Source organism: Pseudomonas mangrovi, assembly GCF_003052585.1.
Classification (GTDB): Bacteria; Pseudomonadota; Gammaproteobacteria; order Pseudomonadales; family Pseudomonadaceae; genus Aquipseudomonas; species Aquipseudomonas mangrovi.
The window spans coordinates 1-16155 of the sequence record NZ_QASN01000009.1 but is presented as its reverse complement, the minus strand read 5'-3'; the positions used below and the strand labels follow the sequence as shown (position 1 = coordinate 16155).

Sequence of the window (16155 nt, the reverse complement as noted above, 5' to 3'; positions counted from 1 at the left end):
ATCCGGACTTTCCCATGACCGAAACGCTAGACCTGCAGCAGCTGCGTGCCAATGCCGACGCTGCCCACCAGTTGCTCAAGACCCTGGCCAACAGCGACCGGCTGATGCTGCTCTGCCAGCTCAGCCAGGGCGAGTACAGCGTGGGTGAGCTGGAGGCGATGCTCGGCATCAGTCAGCCGACGCTATCCCAGCAGTTGGCGGTGCTGCGCCGCGAAGGCTGCGTGGAAACGCGCCGCGAGGGCAAGCAGGTGTATTACCGGATCAGCAGCCCCGAAGCGCTGGCGGTCATTCGAACCCTTTATGAACTGTTCTGCGGGAGCAAGTCATGATCACGATCGACTGGGCCAACTTCACCCCCTGGAGTTCGCTGGCGGGCGGCGCGCTGATCGGCCTGGCGGCGAGCCTGCTGGTGATCTGCAACGGGCGTATCGCCGGGATCAGCGGCGTCATCGGCAGTTTGCTCGACGGCGTGCGCGAGGGCCGTGGCGAGCGTGCGCTGTTCGTTCTCGGCGTGCTGCTGGCGCCGCTGTTGTGGGGACTGGTGACGCTGCTGCCACGGATCGAATTCCAGACCGGCTGGCTCGGTCTGCTGGTGGCCGGGCTGCTGGTGGGCATCGGTACCCGCTATGGCTCCGGCTGTACAAGCGGGCACGGCGTCTGTGGCCTGTCGCGGCTGTCCGCGCGCTCGCTGGTGGCGACCCTGGCGTTCATGGCCAGCGGGTTTGCCACCGTCCATGTCATCCGTCATCTGCTGGGGGCCTGAGCATGCGCAAGCTGATCGCATTCTTCGCCGGACTGATCTTCGGCATCGGCCTGCTGTTGGCCGGTATGGCCAACCCGGCCAAGGTGCTGGGTTTTCTCGATCTTGCCGGCGCCTGGGACCCTTCCCTGGCGCTGGTGATGGGCGGAGCCATCGCCGTGGCGCTGCTGCCTTTTGCCTGGGCTCGACGCCAGTCACGTTCGCTGCTGGGCGCTCCGATGCAGTTGCCGCAGAAGCGCGAGCTGGATCGGCGACTGATTCTCGGCAGCCTGGTCTTCGGCATCGGCTGGGGCATCGCCGGTATCTGTCCGGGGCCGGGCGTGGCGATCCTGTTGACCGGCCACTGGCAGGCCATGCTTTTCGTCGCGGCGATGCTCGCCGGGATGCTGCTGTTCACCGCGCTGGAACGCCAGCGCAACCACTGACCGGGAGGTCAACATGCAAGCCAACATCGGAACCATCGATCGTGCCCTGCGCGTCGTCGCAGGCATCCTGCTCATCGCACTGAGCCTGTTCGGCGTCATCGGCCTCTGGGGCTGGATCGGCGTGGTGCCGCTGGCCACCGGGCTGTTCAGTTTCTGTCCGGCGTACCGGCTGCTTGGTTTGAGCACCTGCAAGCGTTGCCAGTAGGTCGGCATCTCCTGGTCAACGCCTTCGGTTAGGGCGCACTAGGCCCAGCGCGTTGCGCCACGGCTACCCGCGGGTGCGCGCGTGGCGCAGTGGTTTTTCGGCCACCGCCCTGGTGGATTACGGCGCGTGGCGGCTAATCCACCCTACAGGTGAGCAGGGCACCGCGAGGCCGAGTACGGAAGATCAAGGTGGCAGGTGTACCTATTCGTTACGGCGCAATAGGCTCAGCGCATTGCGCCGTTGCCAGGCGAGGTTCAGCCGCGGGTATTCCGGGTCGTGGAGCGGCGCTTCACTCGAACGAGGGCAGGCTCGTCTGCTGTACAGCCTTGCCGGCCTCGGCCCAGGCGTCGAATCCGCCGCTGATCGAGCTGACCTGCAGGTAGCCCATTTGCTTGAGGCTGGCGGCCGCCAGTGCGGCGCGGCCGCTGGTCTTGCAATAGAGCACCAGCTTCAGGTCGCGGGGCGCCAGTTCCTGGGTGGCACTGAGCTTGAACTCAAGCAGGCCGCGGGGGATGTTGACCGCGCCCGGGATATGCCCTTGGACGAACTCATCCGGCTCGCGGACATCGATCAGCGCATCCGCCGCACGGATCGCCTGTTCCGCTTCCTGCAGATCGATTTCATGGATATGGGCCTTGGCCTCGGCGACCAGATCGTGCGCGCTTTTCATCGGCGAAATTCCTGTGAACTGAATTGGATGGTCATGCCGACTATATACCCTATAGAGTATATGGAAAATGCGCTGAAGCACCGCACCGGGGACATCCGTGAGTGGCTCCCGAAGCGCTGGCGTGTATCGGCCCCGTTCGGTGGTGGCGATGCCGCTGCTCAGTCTGCATGCTCGGCTTTGGCCACTCGGCTCTACGTCGAGCTGACGGGGCCACCGGTCTTGCCCCGCGCGTGGTGCTGCTACTAGTGCGGTGGCTGGGCGGGTAGGGCGCTGAGTCGGCGTTCTCGGGTGTTGGTGTCGTCCGGCGGGGCGCCTGGTCGCACAAATGAAAAAGCCTCCGGACCCCTGGGGGTCGGAGGCTCGCGCCGGTAGCTGTGGAGCGGCTCAGACGTTGAAGCGGAAGTGCATCACGTCGCCATCCTTGACGATGTATTCCTTGCCCTCCAGGCGCCACTTGCCGGCTTCCTTGGCACCTGCTTCGCCGTTGTACTGGATAAAGTCGTCATAGGCGACGACCTCGGCGCGGATGAAGCCTTTCTCGAAGTCGGTGTGGATCACCGCGGCGGCCTGCGGCGCGGTGGCGCCGACGCGGACGGTCCAGGCGCGGACTTCCTTGACCCCGGCGGTGAAGTAGGTCTGCAGATTCAGCAGCTCATAGCCGGCGCGGATCACGCGGTTCAGGCCGGGCTCTTCCAGACCGAGGGATTCGAGGAACATGTCCTTCTCCTCGCCGTCGTCGAGCTCGGCGATCTCCGCTTCGATCTTGTTGCACACCGGCACCACCAGTGCGCCTTCTTCCTCGGCGATGGCCTTGACCACATCCAGGTGCGGGTTGTTGTCGAAGCCGTCCTCGGCGACGTTGGCGATGTACATCACCGGCTTGCTGGTGAGCAGGTGGAAGCCGCGCACCAGGGCTTTCTCCTCGGGGCTCATGTTCTTCATCAGGCTGCGTGCCGGCTTGCCTTCGCTGAAGTGCGGGATGAGCTTCTCGAGGATGGCCTTCTGCGCCAGGGCGTCCTTGTCGCCGCCCTTGGCATTGCGGGTGACTTTCTGCAGCTGCTTCTCGCAGCTGTCGAGGTCGGCGAAGATCAGTTCCAGGTCGATGATCTCGATGTCGCGCTTGGGGTCGACGCTGTTGGCAACGTGGATGACGTTCTCGTCCTCGAAGCAACGCACCACGTGGGCGATGGCGTCGGTCTCGCGGATGTTGGCGAGGAACTTGTTGCCCAGGCCTTCACCTTTGGACGCGCCGGCGACCAGGCCGGCGATGTCGACGAACTCCATGGTGGTCGGAATCACCCGCTCCGGCTTGACGATCGCCGCCAGCGCGTCGAGGCGCGGGTCGGGCATTGGCACGATGCCGCTGTTCGGCTCGATGGTGCAGAAGGGGAAGTTCTCCGCGGCGATGCCGGATTTGGTCAGCGCGTTGAACAGGGTGGACTTGCCGACGTTGGGCAGGCCGACGATGCCGCAGTTGAATCCCATGATGTGTTCCTCGCGCGGTATCTGCCGCAGCTGATTCGTTGAATAGGGTCAGGCTTTCTGGCTATGCAGCTTGTGCATGGCCTTGGTCCAGTCGCCGGCGAGTATCTCCGGCAGCACCTCGAGGGCGAAGTCGACGCTCTTGTCGAGCAACTCCTGCTCGCTGCGCGGTGCGCGTCCGAGGACGAAGCCGGAAACCAGGCTGGCGTGGCCGGGATGGCCAATGCCAAGACGCAGGCGGTGGAAGTCATTGCGATTGCCGAGCTGGGCGATGATGTCGCGCAGTCCGTTGTGGCCGCCGTGGCCGCCGCCCTTCTTGAGCTTGGCGACGCCGGGTGGCAGATCGAGCTCGTCGTGCGCCACCAGGATGGCGTCGGGCTCGATGCGGAAGAAATGGGCCAATGCCGCCACCGACTGACCGCTGCGGTTCATGTAGGTGGTGGGGATCAGCAGACGAACGTCACGGCCCTGATGGCTGAACTTGCCGGTCAGGCCGAAATATTTCTTGTCGACACTCAGGCTGATCCGTTGCTGGTCAGCCAGGCGCTCAACGAAAAGAGCCCCGGCGTTATGCCGGGTCTGGTCGTATTCAGGGCCTGGATTTCCCAGGCCGACGATCAGTTGGACGGCAGTCACGGCGGGGCCCTTCCTCAGCCAGACGAGTGATTACTCGGCGGCAGCGTCGCCTTCTTCCTTGGCCACGCGCGGAGCATGGACGTTGGCGACCGGCAGGTCACTGCCGTGGGCCAGTGCGACCAGCTCGACACCTTTCGGCAGCTTGAGGTCGGAGAGGTGAACGGTCTGGCCGATCTCGACCTTGGCCATGTCGACTTCGAGGAATTCCGGCAGGTCTTTCGGCAGGCAGGAGACTTCGACTTCGTTCAGGCTGTGGAGGATCTCGCCGCCCTGCTGCTTAACGCCAACCGAGGTTTCCTGGTTGATGTAGTGCAGCGGTACGTGGGCGCTCAGCTTCTGGCCGGCAACCACGCGGATGAAGTCGGCGTGCAGAACGAAACCCTTGGCCGGGTGACGCTGCAGGGCCTTGATCAGCACGGTTTCCTTGGTGCCGGCAACGTCCAGCGACAGCACGTGGCTGAAGGCGGCTTCGTTTTCCAGCAGCTTGGCGAGGTCCTTGGCGACCAGGCTGATCGACACGGGCTCCTTGTCGCCACCGTAGACAACGGCGGGAACCAGGCTGGCGTTACGACGCAGGCGGCGGCTCGCACCTTTCCCCAGGTCGGAACGCACTTCGGCATTCAGGGCAAAATTGTTCATGGTGTATCTCCAGAGTGACAACAACACCCGCAACGCTTGCGACCGGCGTTGCGGGCGGTTGGTAAAAAGCCCCGCGACATGCGGGGCATTTTCGTTCGGCGTCAGGGGCTTCGGCGCGGGGCCTCAGCGGAACATGGCGCTGATCGATTCTTCGTTGCTGATGCGGCGAACCGCTTCGGCGACGACCGGGCCGATGTCCAGCTGGCGAATACGCGAGCAGGCCTGACCGGCGGCGGACAGCGGGATGGTGTTGGTCACCACCAACTCGTCCAGTACGGAATTTTCCAGGTTCTCGATGGCGCGACCGGACAGTACCGGGTGCGTGGCATAGGCCAGCACGCGGGTTGCACCGTGCTCCTTGAGCGCCTTGGCCGCGTGGCACAGCGTGCCGGCGGTATCGACCATGTCGTCGACCAGCACGCAGGTGCGGCCCTCGACATCACCGATGATGTGCATGACTTCGGAGTGGTTGGCCTTCTCGCGACGCTTGTCGATGATCGCCAGGTCCACACCCAGGGACTTGGCGACGGCGCGTGCACGCACCACGCCGCCGATGTCCGGGGAGACGATCATCAGGTTGTCGAAGCGCTGATCCTGGATGTCGTCGACCAGCACCGGGGAGCCGTAGATGTTGTCCACCGGGATGTCGAAGAAGCCCTGGATCTGATCGGCGTGCAGATCGACGGTGAGCACGCGGTCGATACCGACCACGGTCAGCATGTCGGCCACTACCTTGGCGCTGATGGCCACGCGGGCGGAACGCGGACGGCGATCCTGGCGGGCATAGCCGAAGTAGGGGATGACGGCGGTGATGCGCGTCGCCGACGAGCGGCGGAAGGCATCGGCCATCACCACCAACTCCATCAGGTTGTCGTTGGTCGGCGCGCAGGTCGGCTGGATCAGAAACACGTCCTTGCCGCGAACGTTCTCGTTGATCTCGACCATGATTTCGCCGTCGGAAAACTTGCCGACGGAAGCGTCACCGAGGGGGATATGCAGCTGGCGGACGATGCGCCGAGCCAGGTCGGGGTTGGCGTTCCCCGTGAAGACCATCATCTTGGACACGCGCAGTACCTGCCGGCTGAGGGTGGGCCTGATGAATTAAAAAGCTGTTCAAAATGGCTGCATTTGCGGCGACTTTGAACAGCTTCGTAAGAATATGGCAGGGGCGGCTGGATTCGAACCAACGCATGCCAGGATCAAAACCTGGTGCCTTACCGCTTGGCGACGCCCCTATGTGTTGCAACTGGATGCAGTGCATCCGCTCTCAGGTCAGGCTCCGAAGCGTCCGGTGCAACATCGAGATGTTGCTTCCCTTGGCGACAAACCCTGGCAGGGATGCTGGAAGTTGGGCCGCGACTCTATCAGCTTCGCTTTTGCTTGGGAAGGACCCAAACACGCAACCACCAGTGCCGGTCAATCTAGCTGAAGTGAATTTATTCAGCAAGATCAAAGCGTTACGAATTTCCGGGTAACGCTGCTCTACTACCGGCTGACAGTCGTTGTGACCGCCCCGCTCGAGAACGGCGTGCAATGTAATTGCCGGCGTATTGCGTGTCAACTCTGGCGCACGGAAAATTTCTGCTGTGCTGACAGAGACTTGCGGAACGACCACGATATACCAGGGTTCTTCCAGTTCGACCGGTTGCAGGCGTTCGCCGACACCTTCGGCGAAGGCGGCGCGGCCGCGCACGAACACCGGCACGTCGGCACCCAGGGTCAGGCCCAGTTCGGCCAGCTGGTCTTCGCTGCTGCGCAGCTGCCAGAGGTGGTCGAGGCCGAGCAAGGTGGTGGCGGCATCCGAGCTGCCGCCGCCGATGCCACCGCCCATGGGCAGACGCTTGTCGAGCCAGATATCGGCGCCCAGGGGGCAGCTGGCGTGCTGCTGCAGCGCACGGGCGGCACGAACGATGAGGTTGTCGTCATGGGGCACGCCGGCGATGTCGCTGTGCAGGCGGATCTCGCCGTCGTCACGCGCCTGAAAACGCAGCTGGTCAGCGTGGTCGATGAACTGGAACAGGGTCTGCAGCTCGTGATAGCCGTCGGCGCGGCGGCCGACGATGTGCAGCATCAGGTTGAGCTTGGCCGGTGCCGGCAGGGTCAGGGATGGCACTGACACCTCACTGGCCCAGCTGACGCGGCTGCCAGTCCTTGATCACCAGAGTGACCTCGATGCCTTCGCCATGCAGTTTGATGCGCTCGGGCAGCCAGTGGCCCTGGTGCTCGGCGTAGCGCAGGTACTCCACCTGCCAGCCGTCCTGCTGCAGGCGTGCCAGGCGGCTGTCGCCATCGAGCTCCAGGCGGCTGCGGCTGTCCGGCGCTGGCAGGCCGCGCACCCACCACAGCAGGTGTGATACCGGCAGGCTCCAGCCGAGGTTTTCTTCGAGCATGGCTTCGGGGGATTCGGCTTCGTAGCGACCCTGGCCGGCGACCTCCAGGGTCATCGCGCCGGGGCGACCGGTGAGGCGGGTAGCGCCGCGGCCGAGCGGGCCGGCAAGACGGATGTCGTAGTAGTCCTGGCGCTGCAGCCAGAACAGCGTGCCGCTGCCGCTTTCTCCTGGCTGGGCTACGCGGATGCCGACCTTGCCACTGATCTGCCAGGCGTCGATCACCCCGACCTGCTGCTTGTGCACTTTCCAGAGCGCGGCGTCGCCCTGGCCCTGCAGGGTTTCACGGGGGAACAGGCTGCTGCAGCCGGCGAGCAGACTGAGCAGGCAGCCGAGGAGGAGGGTACGCAAGGTCATGGGGCCTCGGAGCCGGTCAGGCGTTGCAGGGTGCTGCGCAATACGCTGCTGTCGGGGGTCTGTTCGAGCGCCTGCTTCCAGACGCGGCGGGCTTCATCCTGCTTGCCGTTGTGCCAGAGCACCTCGCCGAGGTGTGCGGCGACCTCGTGATCGGGAAAGCGCGCGTAGGCATCGCGTAGCAGGTCTTCGGCCTTGTCCTTGTTGCCCAGGCGGTAATGCACCCAGCCGAGGCTGTCGACGATGGCCGGGTCTTCGGGATCGAGCTGGTAGGCCATCTCGATCAGCTCCAGCGCTTCCTGGTAGCGCGTGGTGCGGTCGGCCAGGGTGTAGCCGAGGGCATTCAGCGCCGCAGCATTGTCCGGCTGCTGATCGATGATGTAGCGCAGGTCGCGCTCCATCAGTGCCAGCTCGCCGCGCTGCTCGGCGAGCATGGCGCGGCTGTAGAGCAGGTTGATCTCGTTGGGGTACTGCTCCAGCGCTTCCTGCAGCAAGGCCCAGGCGGTGTCCTTCTGCTTGCGTTCGACCAGTGCCTCGGCCTCGATCAGGTACAGCTGCATGGCGTAGTCGGGTTGTTCTTCGCGCGCCTGGCGCAGGCGCTGGCGGGCTTCATCGGCGCGGGCCAGCTGGAACAGCAGCTGGCTCTGGCGCACCTGTGCGGGCAGGAACTCGCTGCCGGGGCCGACCTGGGCGTATTGCTCCAGCGCGTTGTCGGGCTCCTTGAGCTCTTCATAGGCGCGACCGAGGTTGTAGCGCGAGGCGTCGATGTGGGCGCGGCGCTCGATCAGCTCCTGCAGGTAGTAGACGGCTTCCGGCCAGGACTCGGCTTCGAGACAGACCAGCGCGAGCGAGAAGCGCAGGTCGTCGTCTTCCGGGTAACGCTGCAGCAGGCCGGAAAACGCGCTCTTGGCTTCATCCATGCGCTGCAGTTCGACCAGCAGTCTGGCGCGCGCCAGGAGCAGGCGCTTGTCATCGGGATGCTGCTTGATGCCACGCTCGACCAGCGGCAGTGCTTCTTCGCTGCGCTCGAGATTCTGCAGCAGACGCACCCTCAGCAGCAGCGGGGCGACGTCGCGGCGACTGGCCGGATGGCTGGCGAGCAGTGCCAGGGCTTCGTCGGCGCGGTCGTCCTGTTGCAGCAGCAGGGCCTTGGCGAACAGCAGTTGGCCGTTGTCCGGGTGGCGCGCCAGCAGGCGGTCAAAGCTCTGCAGCACGGCGCTACGGGTTTGCGGATCGGTGTCGGCGGCGGACAGGGCGAGGAAGTCGAAATGAGTACTGCCCTGACGCTGCAGGACCTTTTCCATGTACTCCAGCGATTCGTCGTAGCGACCGCTGCGGGCCAGCTGGATCGCCGCTGCGCGCTGTGCGTCGAGGCTGTCGGGCGCGCTTGCGGCCCAGATCAGTGCGGTCTCGCGTGCTTCTTCCTGGGCGCCGAGGTATTCGGCGATGCGGAAGGCGCGCTCGGCAACGGCGGGGTCGCGGGTGACGCGTGCCTGTTCACTGTAGTTGCTCATCGCCAGATCGAAGCGATTGCGCTGGCCCGCCAGTTCGGCCACCAGGAGTGAATACAGGGTGTCCTCGCTGAAGCTGCCGCTGGGCTGCTCAGCCGCCGGCTCGGACGCTACGGCCTGGCTGTCTTCAGCCGGTGGTGCGTCGGGCGAGGATATTTCGGAAAAGCTCTGGCAGCCACCGAGCACGCTCAGGGCGGCAAGCAACGCGAAGGTATTTTTCATGGAAAGTGCGACTCACCTGCAGTCGGCGCATCATGACACAAGCCGCCAGGCAAGCCCATGGGGCCGGCGCAGGCTGCGGCAGAGCTGCTTGTGACAATAGTCGGCGGTGGTTGTTCTCGCCCCTGCTAAGTAGGAGAATTGCGCGCTTCCTGTCCTGCTGTAGCGATCGTGCATGGCCTTCCTCGCCCTTGGCATCAACCACAAGACCGCTTCGGTGGCTATTCGCGAGCGTGTGGCCTTCACGCCCGGGCAGATGGTCGACGCCTTGCAGCAGCTGTGTCGGCAACAACCCAACCGCGAAGCGGCGATCCTGTCGACCTGCAATCGCAGCGAACTCTACCTGGAACAGGAAGGCGCCGACGCCGACGCGGTGCTGCGCTGGCTGGCCGACTACCACCAGCTCGACATGCAGGAACTGCGTGCCGCGGCCTACGTGCATGAGGACGAGGCCGCGGTGCGGCACATGATGCGCGTGGCCTGCGGGCTGGATTCGATGGTGCTGGGCGAGCCACAGATCCTCGGCCAGATGAAGTCCGCCTTCGCCGTGGCCCGCGAGGCCGGCACCATAGGGCCGCTGCTCGGCCGGCTGTTCCAGTCCACCTTCAGCACCGCCAAGACCGTGCGCACCGATACCGCCATCGGCGAGAACCCGGTGTCGGTGGCCTTCGCCGCGGTCAGCCTGGCACGGCAGATCTTCGCCAACCTGCATCGCAGCCAGGCGCTGCTGATCGGTGCCGGTGAGACCATCACCCTGGTCGCGCGGCATCTGCACGAGCAGGGCGTCAAGCGCATCGTCGTCGCCAATCGCACGCTGGAGCGCGCCAGCCTGCTGGCCGAGCAGTTCGGCGCCCACGCCATCCTGCTCTCGGACATCCCGCAGGAACTGGTCCACAGCGACATCGTCATCAGTTCCACCGCCAGCCAGTTGCCGATCCTCGGCAAGGGTGCCGTGGAAAGTGCGCTGAAGCAGCGGCGGCACAAGCCGATCTTCATGGTCGACATCGCCGTGCCGCGCGACATCGAGCCGGAAGTCGGCGAGCTGGACGACGTCTATCTGTACAGCGTCGATGACCTGCACGAAGTCATCGAGGAAAACCTCAAGAGCCGCCAGGGTGCGGCGCAGGCCGCCGAGGAGCTGGTGCTGGCCGGCACCGGCGAGTTCATGGCGCGCCTGCGCGAGCTGGCCGCGGTCGATCTGCTCAAGGCCTATCGGCAGCAGGCCGAGCGCCAGCGTGACGAGGAACTGGCCAAGGCGCGCCGGCTGCTGGCCAACGGCGCCTCCGCCGAAGAGGCGCTCACCGCCCTGGCGCGGGGGCTGACCAACAAGTTGCTGCACGCACCCAGTGTGCAGCTGAAGAAACTGTCTGCCGATGGCCGGGTCGATGCACTCGGCGTGGTGCAGGAGCTGTTTGCCCTCGAAGAGGGCGAGTCGAAACAACCATGAAAGCCTCTCTACTGAACAAGCTCGACACCCTTCAGGATCGCTTCGAGGAGCTCACCGCGCTGCTCGGCGATGCCGAAGTCATCAGCGACCAGACGCGTTTTCGCGCCTATTCGCGCGAATACGCCGAGGTCGAGCCGGTGGTGGCGACCCTGCGTGAGTTCCGCAAGGTCCAGGCTGACCTGGACGGCGCCCAGGCGCTGCTCAAGGACAGCGATCCGGATCTGCGCGAGATGGCCGAGGAGGAAGTCGCCAGTGCCCGCGAGCGCCTGCTGGAGCTGGAGGCCGCGCTGCAGCGGATGCTGTTGCCGAGGGACCCCAACGACGGCCGCAACGTGTTCCTCGAGATCCGCGCCGGTACCGGCGGTGACGAGGCGGCGATCTTCTCCGGTGACCTGTTCCGCATGTATTCGCGCTATGCCGAGCGGCAGGGCTGGCGAGTCGAGATCCTCTCCGAGAGTCTCGGCGAGCACGGCGGCTACAAGGAAGTGATCAGCCGCGTCGAAGGCGACAACGTTTACGCCAAGCTCAAGTTCGAGTCCGGCGCGCACCGCGTACAGAGGGTGCCGGAGACCGAGTCCCAGGGCCGCATCCATACCTCGGCCTGCACCGTGGCGGTGCTGCCCGAGCCCGACGAGCAGGCGGCGATCGAGATCAATCCGGCCGACCTGCGCGTGGATACCTACCGCAGCTCCGGCGCGGGCGGTCAGCACGTCAACAAGACCGACTCGGCGATCCGCATCACCCACCTGCCCACCGGCATCGTGGTGGAGTGCCAGGAAGAGCGCTCGCAGCACAAGAACCGCGCCAAGGCCATGGCCTGGCTGGCGGCCAAGCTGCAGGATCAGCAGGACGCCGCGGCGCACAAGGAGATCTCCGACACGCGCAAGCTGCTGGTCGGCTCCGGTGATCGCTCCGAGCGCATCCGTACCTACAACTTCCCGCAGGGGCGGGTGACCGACCACCGCATCAACCTCACCCTGTACTCGCTGAACGAGGTGATCGCCGGCGCGGTGGAGCAGGTGATCGAGCCGCTGCTGATCGAGTACCAGGCCGACCAGTTGGCGGCCTTGGGTGACTAGGGCGGGATGCACATTGCGGCGAGTCGTCTGAAGCATCCCTCACCCGCCTTCGGCACCCTCTCCCGGAGGGAGAGGGAAAAGCCATGGCGTGGCCGGGGCTTTTGGAGATGTCCGCCAGCGCCGCCCCGTTTGCCCTTCTCCCCTCGGGAGAAGGTGGCGCGCATCGCCGGATGAGGGATGGCTGGAGCTGCAGGGAGCCGGGTGTGGCCTGTTTTGGAGGGCGACGGTGAGTCGCCTGAAGCATCCCTCACCGCCTTCGGCACTCTCTCCCGGAGGGAGAGGGAGAGAGGACGCGGTTTACGAAAGAGAGGGTCATTGAATGCCCAGCATCGAATCATTGCTTGCCAGCGCCGAGTTGCCCGACTCACCGAGCGCCCGGCTGGATGCCGAATGGCTGCTGGCGGCAGTGCTCGGCAAACCGGCCAGCTATCTGCGTACCTGGTCCGAGCGTGAGCTGGCGCCAGAGCAGGTTGCCGCTTTCGACGATTGCCTGAAGCGTCGCCGCGCTGGCGAGCCGGTGGCCTATATCCTCGGCCGCCAGGGCTTCTGGAGCCTGGAACTGGAGGTCGCCCCGGATACCCTGATCCCACGTCCCGATACCGAGCTTCTGGTGGAGACCGCGCTGGCGCTATTGCCCGAGGCCGCGGCGAATGTGCTGGACCTCGGCACCGGTAGCGGCGCCATCGCCCTGGCCCTGGCCAGCGAGCGACCAGCCTGGCGTGTGCTCGGCGTGGACCGCATCGACGCGGCAGTCGAGCTGGCCGAGCGCAATCGCTGCCGGCTGGCTCTGCGCAATTGCCGGTTCCAGCGCAGCGACTGGTTCGCCGCGCTGGCGCCGGCCGAGTTCGACCTGATCGTCAGCAACCCGCCCTACATACGCGCGGATGACCGCCATCTGGGCGAGGGTGATGTGCGCTTCGAGCCGGCCAGCGCGCTGGTGTCGGGCGCCGACGGTCTCGACGATATCCGCCGGATAGTGGCGACAGCACCGAACTGGCTGGCGCCCGGCGGCTGGCTGCTGCTCGAACACGGCTTCGACCAGGCCGATGCGGTGCGTGCGTTGCTCGAAGCGGCGGGGCTCGAGGCAGTCGAGAGTCGTCGCGACCTTGGCGGCCAGTGGCGCGTCAGTCTGGGTTGCAAAGCGTGATTGCGCGCCTTTCACTGGCGGGCATGCTGACGGCAGAATGGCCGCCATCTTCGCCTCGGACCGCTCCCTATGCTCAGTGATGACGAACTGCTGCGCTACAGCCGGCAGATTCTCCTGCCGCAGATCGATGTAGAGGGTCAGCTGCGCCTGCGCGCGGCACGAGTGCTGATCGTCGGCCTGGGCGGACTGGGCTCGCCGGTGGCGTTGTACCTGGCAGCTGCCGGGGTTGGCGAGCTGCACCTGGCCGATTTCGATACGGTCGACCTGAGCAACCTGCAGCGCCAGGTCATCCATGACCACGCCGCCATCGGCCAGGCCAAGGTCGACTCGGCCATGGCCAGGCTCGCGGCGATCAATCCGCTGGTACGGCTGCATGCCCATCGTCAGGCGCTGGATGAGGACTCGCTGGCCGCTGCGGTGGCAGCGGTGGATCTGGTGCTCGACTGCTGCGACAACTTCGCCACCCGCGAGGCGGTCAACGTCGCCTGCGTCGCCGCCGGCCGGCCGCTGGTCTCGGGCGCGGCGATCCGCCTGGAAGGACAGTTGTCGGTGTTCGACCCGCGCCGGGCGGAAAGTCCCTGCTATCACTGCCTGTATGGCCATGGCGGCGAGGAGGGCCTGACCTGCAGCGAGGCCGGCGTGGTGGGGCCGCTGGTGGGGCTGGTCGGCAGTCTGCAGGCACTGGAAGCGCTCAAGTTGCTGGCTGGTTTCGGCGAGCCGCTGATAGGTCGCCTGCTGCTGGTGGATGGCCTCGGCAGCCGTTTTCGCGAGTTGCGCGTGCGCCGCGATCCGGGCTGCGCGGTCTGTGGAGAGCGTGATGAGCGCTGAGGCACCGGTCGGCCTGTTCGATTCCGGCGTCGGTGGGCTTTCGGTGCTGGCGGAGATTCGTCGCCAGCTGCCGCACGAGTCGCTGCTGTATGTCGCCGACAGCGGCCATGTGCCCTATGGCGAGAAGAGTGCCGAGTTCATTCAGCTGCGTTCCTGCCTGATTGGTGATTTTCTCCTGGCGCAGGGCGCCAAGGCGCTGGTGGTGGCCTGCAATACGGCCACTGCGGCGGCGGTGGCCGAGTTGCGCCAGCGTTATCCGCAGTTGCCCATCGTCGGCATGGAGCCGGCGGTCAAGCCGGCCGCTGCGGCCACCCGCAGCGGTGTGGTCGGTGTGCTGGCGACCACCGGTACGCTGAAAAGCGCGCGTTTTGCTGCCTTGCTCGATCGCTTCGCCGCCGATGTGCGAGTGGTGACCCAGCCCTGCCCGGGGCTGGTCGAGCAGATCGAGGCGGGTGAGCTGCACGGCGCAGCCACCCGTGAGTTGCTGGCCGGTTTCGTCGAGCCATTGCTGGCCCAGGGTTGCGACACCCTGATCCTGGGCTGTACCCATTATCCCTTCGTCAAGCCGCTGCTGCGCGAGTTGCTGCCCGCAGGCGTCAGCCTGATCGACACCGGCGCGGCGGTGGCGCGTCAGCTGGCCAGCCTGCTGCAGGCGCGCGAGCTGCTGGCAACGCAGGCGCCGCGAGCGACGCGCTACTGGTCCAGTGGCGCGCCCGCGCAGCTGTCGGCGGTATTGCCGTTGCTGCTGGGGGAGTCGGCGGCGGTCGAGGCCTTGCCGGTCTGACGTCTCAGTCGTCGGTTGGCCGAGCCTGGCTCGCCAGGGCTGCCAGGCGTTGGCGGTACTGGTTGCGATAGAGCTCGGCAAAGCCGTGCAGCGCCGGCATAACCAGCGCCCAGATCGCCGCCAGCAGGAGCATGGTCGGCCAGGTGCCGAGCGGCAGCCCGACGCCGGCCAGCTGCGCGCCTGCGTAGTAGGACAGCGGTGCGCTGACTGCGCCAAGCAGGCTGGCGCGCCACCAGGGTCGAGCGGTCCAGGCCAGGCAGTGATTGAGGGTGGTCGCCAGCAGCAGCCAGAGCAGCGCCAGCCACAGCGGGATCAGCTGGCGTGGTTCGCCCTGGGAGGCGCCGAAATCGAATACACCCAGATTGAGCAGGAAGCTGTCCAGCGCGCTGCCGGCGAGGAATACGGTCACCAACAGTTTGCCTTCGGCGGCCCAGCTGCTGACCCAGAACAGGTGCACCAGTACGGCCGCTGCAACCAGCAACAGCCAGGGGCCGCCGCCGACCACGCAGGCGAACCAGCCGATCTGGAACAGCAAGGCGTTGGCAATCAGCTTGGGCATGTTCGGGTCTCGGCGATGGTCTGGCCGGCGATGCTGCACCGCTTGCCGTAAGGCTGCAAGCCTGCCCGTAAGGCAGTGGGTTGCCGAATTTTTCCGCGAGGGAGCGCCAAGTCAGAGGTTCTGGGCTGCTCTATCCGAGGTATCTGAGAGCGCACTGCGTTCGGTAGGTGCTGTCGAGCGAGCAGCAGGCCGGTCAGGCGGATGCCGTCTAGGCGACTTCCATCTAGGTGATTCCTACCGATCAGCGTTCTTTTTCAAGTGCTTATTGCGAGAAAGCCCTGCTGCGCAAGTGCGCGGCAGGGCTTCGGGTACAGCGATGGTGCGTGCTGTCGGTTATGGCACGTACTTGTACTGGGTGTACCAGCCAGCCGAGACGTTGCTGTTATGCGCAGAGCCGTTGAAGTAGGTCTGATAGCTGGTGTCGCCGGTCAGGTAAGTCTTCAGCCAGGCAGTGGTGAGGGTCTTGAAGCGGGTCTGCTGGGTGCTGGAAGCGGTGAGGCCGAACCAGTCCAGGTGGCTTGCGCCGCGTACTTCAGCCAGACCTTTGGTGATGGCCGGCAGATTGTTGTAGTAGCCGGCGATGGTGCCGGGGAAGGCCACGGTATCGCTGGCGCCGGAGATGATCAGGGTCTTGGCCTTGATGTTGCGGTAGGACGGGATGGAGACGCCCAGCCACGGAGCCAGGGGCACGGCAGTCTTGATCTGGGTGCCCAGATCGCCGGCTGCCAGCAGGGTACCGCCGCCGCCCATGGAGAAGCCCATGATGCCCAGCTTGGTGGTGTCGACCTTGTTGCGGATGGCCGAACCGAAGCGGCTGTTCTCGGACTTCAGCTTGTCGATGCCGCCCTTGTGTGCGGTGGCCCAGCCCGGCGGCAGGCCGAGGTTGTTGTTCGGTGTCATGGTGATGACGATATAGCCGTGGCTGCTCAGGTGATCGGCCAGCCAGTACATGTCTTCCTTGGTGTTGGTATAGCCGCCGGTGAGGGTGGTGGCCGGCGCGGTACCGGAGAGGTTGCACGGGTA

19 protein-coding genes and 1 tRNA gene are annotated in these 16155 nt (G+C 65.6%); 9 read left to right on the top strand and 11 right to left on the bottom strand.

Annotated elements, in window-relative coordinates; translation table 11 throughout:
* Positions 1 to 14: 14 nt before the first annotated feature.
* The 4 genes from DBO85_RS05875 to DBO85_RS05860 are packed head-to-tail and all read left to right on the top strand — an operon-like array spanning position 15 to position 1390.
* Positions 15 to 329, top strand: coding sequence for an ArsR/SmtB family transcription factor (locus tag DBO85_RS05875; protein ID WP_108106221.1), 315 nt, complete (start codon positions 15 to 17; stop codon positions 327 to 329).
* Positions 329 to 763, top strand: coding sequence for a YeeE/YedE family protein (locus DBO85_RS05870; RefSeq protein WP_108106269.1), 435 nt, complete (start codon positions 329 to 331; stop codon positions 761 to 763). The genes DBO85_RS05875 and DBO85_RS05870 overlap by 1 nt, the downstream gene beginning before the upstream one ends.
* 2 nt (positions 764 to 765) lie before the next feature.
* Positions 766 to 1185 (top strand): YeeE/YedE family protein, encoded by a 420-nt coding sequence (locus DBO85_RS05865; protein ID WP_108106219.1) that lies wholly within the window; start codon positions 766 to 768, stop codon positions 1183 to 1185.
* Between the two features lie 13 nt (positions 1186 to 1198).
* Entirely contained in the window at positions 1199 to 1390 is a 192-nt protein-coding gene (locus DBO85_RS05860) for a YgaP family membrane protein (RefSeq protein WP_108106217.1), read from the top strand.
* 289 nt (positions 1391 to 1679) lie between these two features.
* On the opposite strand, the gene DBO85_RS05855 is transcribed toward DBO85_RS05860, so the two are convergent.
* From DBO85_RS05855 to DBO85_RS05815, 9 genes are all read right to left on the bottom strand, one after another.
* Positions 1680 to 2060 (bottom strand): rhodanese-like domain-containing protein, encoded by a 381-nt coding sequence (locus tag DBO85_RS05855; RefSeq protein ID WP_108106216.1) that lies wholly within the window; start codon positions 2058 to 2060, stop codon positions 1680 to 1682.
* A gap of 384 nt (positions 2061 to 2444) precedes the next feature.
* Entirely contained in the window at positions 2445 to 3545 is a 1101-nt protein-coding gene (gene ychF, locus DBO85_RS05850; protein ID WP_108106214.1) for a redox-regulated ATPase YchF, read from the bottom strand.
* A gap of 48 nt (positions 3546 to 3593) precedes the next feature.
* Positions 3594 to 4178, bottom strand: coding sequence for an aminoacyl-tRNA hydrolase (gene pth / locus DBO85_RS05845; RefSeq protein ID WP_108106212.1), 585 nt, complete (start codon positions 4176 to 4178; stop codon positions 3594 to 3596).
* 30 nt (positions 4179 to 4208) lie between these two features.
* Complete coding sequence (locus DBO85_RS05840) at positions 4209 to 4817, bottom strand: 50S ribosomal protein L25/general stress protein Ctc (protein ID WP_108106210.1); 609 nt, start codon at positions 4815 to 4817, stop codon at positions 4209 to 4211.
* Between the two features lie 123 nt (positions 4818 to 4940).
* Entirely contained in the window at positions 4941 to 5882 is a 942-nt protein-coding gene (locus DBO85_RS05835) for a ribose-phosphate pyrophosphokinase (protein ID WP_108106208.1), read from the bottom strand.
* A gap of 95 nt (positions 5883 to 5977) precedes the next feature.
* Positions 5978 to 6052: transfer RNA gene (locus DBO85_RS05830), tRNA-Gln, on the bottom strand.
* 32 nt (positions 6053 to 6084) lie between these two features.
* A complete protein-coding gene (gene ispE, locus DBO85_RS05825) occupies positions 6085 to 6930 on the bottom strand; it encodes a 4-(cytidine 5'-diphospho)-2-C-methyl-D-erythritol kinase (protein ID WP_108106206.1) in 846 nt (281 codons plus the stop codon).
* 7 nt (positions 6931 to 6937) lie between these two features.
* A complete protein-coding gene (gene lolB, locus DBO85_RS05820; RefSeq protein ID WP_108106203.1) occupies positions 6938 to 7561 on the bottom strand; it encodes a lipoprotein insertase outer membrane protein LolB in 624 nt (207 codons plus the stop codon).
* Entirely contained in the window at positions 7558 to 9291 is a 1734-nt protein-coding gene (locus tag DBO85_RS05815; RefSeq protein WP_108106201.1) for a tetratricopeptide repeat protein, read from the bottom strand. Before DBO85_RS05815 ends, lolB begins: the two co-directional genes overlap by 4 nt.
* A gap of 172 nt (positions 9292 to 9463) precedes the next feature.
* Between DBO85_RS05815 and hemA the strand changes: the two genes are divergently transcribed.
* The 5 genes from hemA to murI all read left to right on the top strand — a co-directional run bounded on the left by hemA (position 9464) and on the right by murI (position 14573).
* Positions 9464 to 10735: a glutamyl-tRNA reductase gene (hemA, locus tag DBO85_RS05810; RefSeq protein ID WP_108106199.1), complete on the top strand. Its 1272-nt coding sequence runs from the start codon at positions 9464 to 9466 to the stop codon at positions 10733 to 10735.
* On the top strand, positions 10732 to 11814 hold the full coding sequence (gene prfA / locus DBO85_RS05805) for a peptide chain release factor 1 (RefSeq protein WP_108106197.1): 1083 nt from the start codon (positions 10732 to 10734) through the stop codon (positions 11812 to 11814). Before hemA ends, prfA begins: the two co-directional genes overlap by 4 nt.
* A gap of 319 nt (positions 11815 to 12133) precedes the next feature.
* Positions 12134 to 12961 carry a peptide chain release factor N(5)-glutamine methyltransferase gene (gene prmC / locus DBO85_RS05800; RefSeq protein ID WP_108106195.1) on the top strand — a complete coding sequence of 276 codons (828 nt, stop codon included), beginning with the start codon at positions 12134 to 12136 and terminating at the stop codon, positions 12959 to 12961.
* Positions 12962 to 13030: 69 nt separating this feature from the next.
* Positions 13031 to 13789 carry a molybdopterin-synthase adenylyltransferase MoeB gene (locus DBO85_RS05795; RefSeq protein WP_108106193.1) on the top strand — a complete coding sequence of 253 codons (759 nt, stop codon included), beginning with the start codon at positions 13031 to 13033 and terminating at the stop codon, positions 13787 to 13789.
* Positions 13779 to 14573: a glutamate racemase gene (gene murI, locus DBO85_RS05790; RefSeq protein ID WP_108106191.1), complete on the top strand. Its 795-nt coding sequence runs from the start codon at positions 13779 to 13781 to the stop codon at positions 14571 to 14573. Before DBO85_RS05795 ends, murI begins: the two co-directional genes overlap by 11 nt.
* Positions 14574 to 14577: 4 nt before the next feature.
* Here murI and DBO85_RS05785 read toward each other — a convergent pair whose 3' ends face one another.
* Complete coding sequence (locus DBO85_RS05785; protein WP_108106189.1) at positions 14578 to 15132, bottom strand: DUF2878 domain-containing protein; 555 nt, start codon at positions 15130 to 15132, stop codon at positions 14578 to 14580.
* A gap of 333 nt (positions 15133 to 15465) precedes the next feature.
* On the bottom strand, positions 15466 to 16155 hold a 690-nt coding region (locus DBO85_RS19195; protein ID WP_199286989.1), incomplete at its 5' end, for an alpha/beta hydrolase family protein.